The organism is Faecalibacillus sp. TM498 (assembly GCF_020589955.1).
Taxonomy (GTDB): Bacteria; Bacillota_I; Bacilli_A; order Erysipelotrichales; family Coprobacillaceae; genus Faecalibacillus; species Faecalibacillus intestinalis.
In genome coordinates this window covers 1-6,657 of the sequence record NZ_JAJDKB010000080.1, presented here as the reverse complement: position 1 = coordinate 6,657, position 6,657 = coordinate 1, and the positions used below count along the sequence as shown (strand labels likewise).

At 29.9% G+C, this 6,657-nt stretch carries 6 protein-coding genes and 1 tRNA gene; 3 read left to right on the top strand and 4 right to left on the bottom strand.

Going from position 1 to position 6,657, the window contains the following annotated elements; all coding sequences use genetic code 11:
- Nucleotides 1-75 precede the first annotated feature (75 nt).
- The 4 genes from lon to LJD32_RS14215 form a co-directional block, all read right to left on the bottom strand.
- Nucleotides 76-2,409, bottom strand: a complete 2,334-nt coding sequence (lon, locus tag LJD32_RS14230; protein WP_227392721.1) for an endopeptidase La — start codon at nucleotides 2,407-2,409, stop codon at nucleotides 76-78.
- Between the two features lie 43 nt (nucleotides 2,410-2,452).
- Nucleotides 2,453-3,736 (bottom strand): trigger factor, encoded by a 1,284-nt coding sequence (gene tig, locus LJD32_RS14225; RefSeq protein ID WP_107029915.1) that lies wholly within the window; start codon nucleotides 3,734-3,736, stop codon nucleotides 2,453-2,455.
- A gap of 76 nt (nucleotides 3,737-3,812) precedes the next feature.
- A complete protein-coding gene (locus tag LJD32_RS14220; protein ID WP_022002243.1) occupies nucleotides 3,813-4,733 on the bottom strand; it encodes a hypothetical protein in 921 nt (306 codons plus the stop codon).
- Nucleotides 4,730-4,879: a hypothetical protein gene (locus LJD32_RS14215; RefSeq protein WP_022002244.1), complete on the bottom strand. Its 150-nt coding sequence runs from the start codon at nucleotides 4,877-4,879 to the stop codon at nucleotides 4,730-4,732. The genes LJD32_RS14220 and LJD32_RS14215 overlap by 4 nt, the downstream gene beginning before the upstream one ends.
- A gap of 111 nt (nucleotides 4,880-4,990) precedes the next feature.
- Between LJD32_RS14215 and LJD32_RS14210 the strand changes: the two genes are divergently transcribed.
- From LJD32_RS14210 to LJD32_RS14200, 3 genes are all read left to right on the top strand, one after another.
- A complete protein-coding gene (locus LJD32_RS14210) occupies nucleotides 4,991-5,896 on the top strand; it encodes a hypothetical protein (protein ID WP_227392720.1) in 906 nt (301 codons plus the stop codon).
- A 33-nt stretch (nucleotides 5,897-5,929) separates the two neighbouring features.
- On the top strand, nucleotides 5,930-6,400 hold the full coding sequence (locus LJD32_RS14205; RefSeq protein WP_117864403.1) for a metallophosphoesterase family protein: 471 nt from the start codon (nucleotides 5,930-5,932) through the stop codon (nucleotides 6,398-6,400).
- A gap of 61 nt (nucleotides 6,401-6,461) precedes the next feature.
- Nucleotides 6,462-6,538: transfer RNA gene (locus tag LJD32_RS14200), tRNA-Arg, on the top strand.
- Nucleotides 6,539-6,657: the final 119 nt, after the last annotated feature.

Genomic DNA, 6,657 nt, shown 5'->3' with positions numbered 1-6,657 from the left:
ACCTAATATTCTTATAAAATCTGCTTTCTGAAAGAGTAAATTCTACTTTTATTTTTCATTTTTTTAAAGTGGAATTTAACTTTTCACTTTAGCAACAATTGCATGTTCTAAAACTGTATCGATATGATCAGCTAAAACAATTTCTAAATCATTTCTTACTGATTCTGGGATATCTTCGATATCCTTTTCATTTTCTTTAGGAATGATGATTTTTCTAATTCCAGAACGATGTGCTGAAATAGATTTTTCTTTTAATCCACCAATTGGTAGAACATTTCCACGTAAAGTGATTTCTCCAGTCATCGCAACATCATCTCTTACAGGTTTATTTGTAAACGCTGAATAGATAGCTGTTGTAAGAGTTACCCCTGCAGATGGACCATCTTTTTTGATAGCTCCTTCTGGAACATGGATATGAATATCTTGTTTTTCAAATGCTTTATCATCTAAGCCATATTTTTCTTTGTTAGCTTTTAAATAATCTAATGCAATTGAAGCAGATTCTTTCATTACATCACCTAATTGACCAGTAATAATAAATTTACCAGTACCATCAAAATGATTGACTTCAATTGGTAAAATATCTCCACCAAATTGAGTATATGCCATACCAGTAACAACACCTACTTGAGGACGAGGAAGTTTCTTAGTATGATCAAATGGTGCTTTTCCTAAGAATTCAACAAGTTTATCTTGATCAATTGTAACTGATTCAACTTTTTCTTTTAAGATAGCTAAAACAGTTTTACGACATAATTTAGCAATATATCTTTCAAGTTCACGAACACCTGCTTCACGTGTATAGTGTTGAATGATTTCCATGATGATATCATCAGAAATAATCATTTGTTCAGGTTTTAATGAATGCGCATCTAATTGTTTTTTAATTAAATGTTCTTTAACAATCATTAATTTTTCTTGTTCTGTATAACTTGAAACTTCAATAATTTCAAGACGATCTCTAAGTGGTCCAGGAATTCCTCCTAAATCATTAGCAGTCGCAATGAATAAAACTTTAGATAAATCATATGGTTCTTCGATATAGTTATCAGAAAATTGAGAATTTTGTTCAGGGTCTAAAACTTCAAGCATTGCACTTGTAGGATCTCCTTTATAATCACTTGCCATCTTATCAATTTCATCTAATAAGAAGACAGGATTTACAACACCAGCTTTTTTCATTCCTTGAATGATACGTCCAGGCATTGATCCTAAATAAGTACGACGATGTCCACGAACTTCTGCTTCGTCTCTTACTCCACCTAAAGAAGCTTTAACAAATTTACGATCTAAAGCACGGGCAATACTTTTAGCAATACTTGTTTTCCCCACACCTGGTGGACCTGCTAAACAGATAATTGGTGCTTTTAAAGATTGTGTCATTTGTTTAACTGCTAAGTGTTCAACAATTCTTTCTTTTACTTTTTCTAAACCAAAATGATCTTCTTCTAAAATAGCTTCAATTTTAGAAATATCCTCTTCATCTTTAGTTTCTTGATACCAAGGTGTTTTCATCACCCAATCAATATAAGTTCTTACAACGTTCGCTTCTGAAGATGCTGGTGGCATAGCTTCAAAACGACGTAATTCTTCTTCAATTTTATCCTTGATATATTGAGGATATGGATTTTCAGCTAATTCTTTACGAATTTGATCAGCATCGTCCCCTTTATCAACAGTATCACCAAGTTCATCTTTAATAGCTCTTAATTTTTCTCTTAGATAGTATTCTTTTTGATTTTCATCAATACTTTCTTTGACTTTTCTATTGATTGTATCTTCTAATTGACTAATCATTTTTTCAGATTCAATAGAACTTGCTACTAAGAATAATCTTTCATTAATTCTTTGTTCTTCAAGAATTTTTTGTTTTCTATCTAAATCAATTGGTAAATATTGACCAATTGTATCAGCAAGTAAACTAGCTGATGTTCCATTTGAAAGCAATGTTAAACTTTCAGCTGGAATATGAGGCATATGACGTCTTGCTTGTTCAAAATAAGCTGTTGTTTTTCTTACTAAAGCAACTTCTTCATTTGTGTCTCCATAAATATCTTCTAAAACTTCAGCTGTTGAAAAAATTGAACCATCTTCAATTTTAAAATCTCGAAGAGCAACTCTTTTTTCTCCAGTAACAGTTAATTTGATTGTCCCTGCACTATCGCGACGGATTTTCTTTTCAATTTTACATAAAGTTCCAACATGATAAACATCATCATATTTCGGATCATCAACAATAGGATTGATTTGTGATACAAATAGGATATTGTTATCAAAGTCACGACTTGAAAGTTCAAGTGCTTTTAAACTAAGGGGGCGACCAACATCTAATGATAAACGGTTACCCGGAAAGACAATCATTCCTCTTGTGCACACAACAGGAAGGGTTAATAATGTACTTTCACTCATAATAATCCTCCTTTTTTAAAAAGACGCTTACGCGTCTTTTAAACTATTTCTTTAAGTTTTCTTTAACAACGTCTAACGCTTTTCTATTTAAAATATCAGCATCGATTTGGTACATATTTTGAGCGAAGATTTGTTTGATTTCTTCTAAGTCTCTATTATATGTATTTGCGATTGTTTCTAATTCGCTATTACGTTCTTCATCAGTTACTTCAATATTTTCAGCTTCAACGATAGCAGCTAAGATTAAGTTTAATTTAACTCTGTCTTTTGCTTGATCAGTTAAATCAGCTTTGATAGCATCTTTGTTTTTACCAGTGAATTGTTCATATAATTCAAATGATAAACCTTGTTGTTGCAAGTTCATTTCAACTTCTCTTAACATTGTATCTAATTCAGAATTTAATAAAGCTTCGCTATCTTCTACTTTACAACATTCAATTAAAGCTTGAGTTAAATCAGAGAAGAATTTATTTTCTACTTCATTTTCTTTTTGTGATTTTAATTGAGCTTTAATATGATCTTTTAATTGATCTAAAGTTTCAACACCTTCGATGTTAACATCTTTAGCTAATTCATCATCAGCTTCAGGTAAAACTTTTTCTTTAATTTCATGAACAGTTACTTTGAATGTAGCTTCTTTACCAGCTAATTCAGTAGCTTGATAATCTTCTGGGAATGTTACAACAACATCTTTTTCATTTTCACAAGTCATACCGATCATTTGATCTTCAAAACCTGGAATGAATTGTCCAGAACCGATTTCTAATGAATGATTTTCAGCTTTTCCACCTTCGAATGCTTCACCATCGATGAATCCTTCAAAGTCCATAACTACTGTATCACCTTTAGCAACTTCACCGTTTTCTTTAGTTGTTAATTCAGCGAATTGATGACGATAGTTTTCAACTTGTGCTTCGATATCTTTTTTAGCAACAGTTACTCTACCTTTTTTAACTTCTAATCCTTTGTATTCACCTAATTCAACTTCAGGTTTAACAGGACATAAAATTGTAATTTTTAAGTTATCATTATCAACACTATCAATATTTAATGTTGGTTGAGCAATTGGAGCAACTTCAGCTTTTTTCATGATATCAGCATATCTTTTTTGTAAGATTTGATCAGTAGCTTCATCATAGATAGCTTGTTTTCCAAGTCTAGCTTTAATCATAGCAACTGGAGCTTTACCAGGTCTGAAACCATCTAATTTAACTCTTGTAGCTAATCTTTTTAAAGCAGCGTCTTGAGCTTCTGCCCATTCTTTTTTATCAAATGTTACTTTAATTTGAGTAACAGCATTTTCTAATTTTTTTGTAGTTGTTCTCATTATATATTTCTCCTTATTCCGTATCAAAAGACATTATATACTAACCTTTTTTTAAATTCAACTATATTAATAAATTTTAATATTCGATTGATTGTATTGTTTCCAATACATCTTTTACATCCTCTTGATTGCAATTATATAAATATTCAATATCTTCTAATTCAATATCTATATATTGTAAAGATGCTAAATGATAATGAATAGCTCCTGCAATACTACGATAATCTTGTTCATCAATATATTTTGGATAGATTGAATAAAGATAAAAATTTAAAAATTGTTCACACATCGTAAGTAAAGATGGATTATCATCTTCTAAAGCATCCATCAACAATTTATAAATTTCAACACCAGATTCTTGATTTAAGACCATTGGGGCATAACTTGGGTTAATGTCGTAGTGCACACCTTTTTTGACAACTTCCAAATCTTCATCAATTTCTTGATCAATCATTAATTCTATTAATAAACTTTTGGCAAAATCAGGTTGATCATTATCTCTAATAAATTGACGAATAGGAACAATCATACGACGAATATTCATACCTTCCATTTGTTCAATAGCCATATAAAGTAAATCTTCATTTGTATCTTTTTTAGTTAAAATATTTTCGATATCTTCTTCATTAAAGACTTTTTGAGTCACCCCATCAAAAGATGCTTCTTGTTTCGCTAATAACAGTTCATCATAAGCTGCATTAAAAACTGTTTCATATTGATAAGGAATATAAGGCATTGATAATTCCTCTACAATAATATTAATAGCTTCTTCAAACTCTTCTAAATCTTTTAAAATCGATACATAAATAGCAACAACATCATAATAAGTTTCTCCAGCAAGAACTTTTGCTTTCATACCTTCTCTTTTAGCTTGTTGTAACTCTTTCAATCCATATAAACAAACAAGTCTTTGATAACGTACTTGTTCATTATCCATATCATTTAAATATTGCAACGCTTCTTTATATTGACCTGTTTCAATTAAATCTTCTATCATTTTTCTTCTTCATCCTCATCATCATCTAATTGTAAATCATAAGTGATTTCGGGTTGTGTTTGTTCTTCTTCATGTAATTTTTGAATCATTTCACTATAACCCTCTAGTTTCCCAGTCTTCACAAAATCATCATCAGTAAGTGGCACAACTATCCCTCCTTCATTTTCGCTATTATAATATAAAATAAATCTTTAAAAAAGGCAAATTTTAAGACTATTTTATCACTCTTTTCATATTTTAAATAGTGAGGTGATTTCATGTATAAAAAATATTTAAGAAATATTTCAATGATTTTTTTATGTGCTTTTGCAACCTTTGTTTATTTTAAAAATGATGATGTTAAAACAGTGAAAAAGAAAGCCAATATGCAAACAGTTATTTTTAAAGATCAAGATGAAACGCTTATTCCTGTTTCTGTAGATATTGGTGTTAAGGATAATAAGGAAAATAATATTCGAGGCATTATTGAAACAATGAAATCAAAAGATTTTACTCAATTAGGACTTTATCCTATTTTTAATAAGAAATTAGAACTTAATGCTTTAATTATGGAAAGTAATCAACTTACATTTGATTTTACAAATAACTTTAAAGTATCAAACAATCAACAAGCTTTAGATATTTGTGAAGCTCTTAGCTATTTATTTTGTAAAGATGGTATTTCTAAAATCAATATGAAAATAGATGGTAAAGCTGTTTCTTCATTTGAAAATACAACAATACCATTAAGTTGTATCACTCCTAATTTAGGTATTAATAACTTTGAAACATCCACTTTTGATCTTTATCAAACCTCTTCCGTCCTTGTTTATAACGAAAAAGAACTTGCTGGAAAAACATATTATATTCCTACAACAACACGTATTCAAAACACAAATCAAACAATTGATCAAAAAGTATCTTTATTATTAGATCATTTTGAAAATAATACTAAAGTAGAAACAACTAAAAAATCACAATTAAACGATGGCTTACTTTCTATCTATTTATCATCACGTATTCTAGATAATAGCGAAAATATTTCCCCTACTCTTTATAGTCGTCTTGAAAAATCATTTTTATCACTTCCTGATGTTAGTTCAGTCCATATCTATATTAATAATGAACTTATTCAAGAAGATCAAAATGTAAGTACATCAATCGATAATATTGTACAAATCTAGTAAAGTTTTGTTATAATATTTTTGGTGATGAAAATGAAAAAAATAGTAGTAATGTCAGATAGTCATGGTTATCATCAAATGATTAATCGTGTAAAAGAACTAGAACCCGATGGAGATTATTATGTTCACTGTGGTGATAGTGAAGCTGAAACATATATGATGCAAGATTGGTTATGTGTTAAAGGAAACAATGATTGGTATAGTGATTTTCCAAATCAAATCAAATTTAAAGTTGAAGATTTAAACTTTTTAGTTGCTCATGGGCATCGTTTTGGATATATGGATCGTGAAACAAGTATGATCTATACTTTGCAAGAAGCAAACTGTGATGTACTACTTTCAGGACATACGCATGTTCCTATGTATAAAGAAGTTGATGGTTATACACTTATTAATCCCGGATCTACAACTTTACCTCGTGGAGGAAGTAATCGAAGTTATTGTGTTATTTATGTAGAAGGTAAAGATTTAAAGGTTGAATTCAAAAATTTAGATGATTTTTAAAAAAGTATTGCTTTTTAAAAAAATATATGCTATTCTAGTTGAGCAGTTGAAAGTAAGCAATGTCTACGTAGCTCAGCTGGATAGAGCACACGCCTTCTAAGCGTGCGGTCAGGGGTTCGAATCCCTTCGTGGACGCCATTTAATAAACAACAACCTTCGGGTTGTTTTTTATTTTATATATATCTCTTCAAAATATAAATTTCCCGAATTGCAAGCAGAAACTGGAAATAAGAGAAAATAGGAACTAATTTTTATAG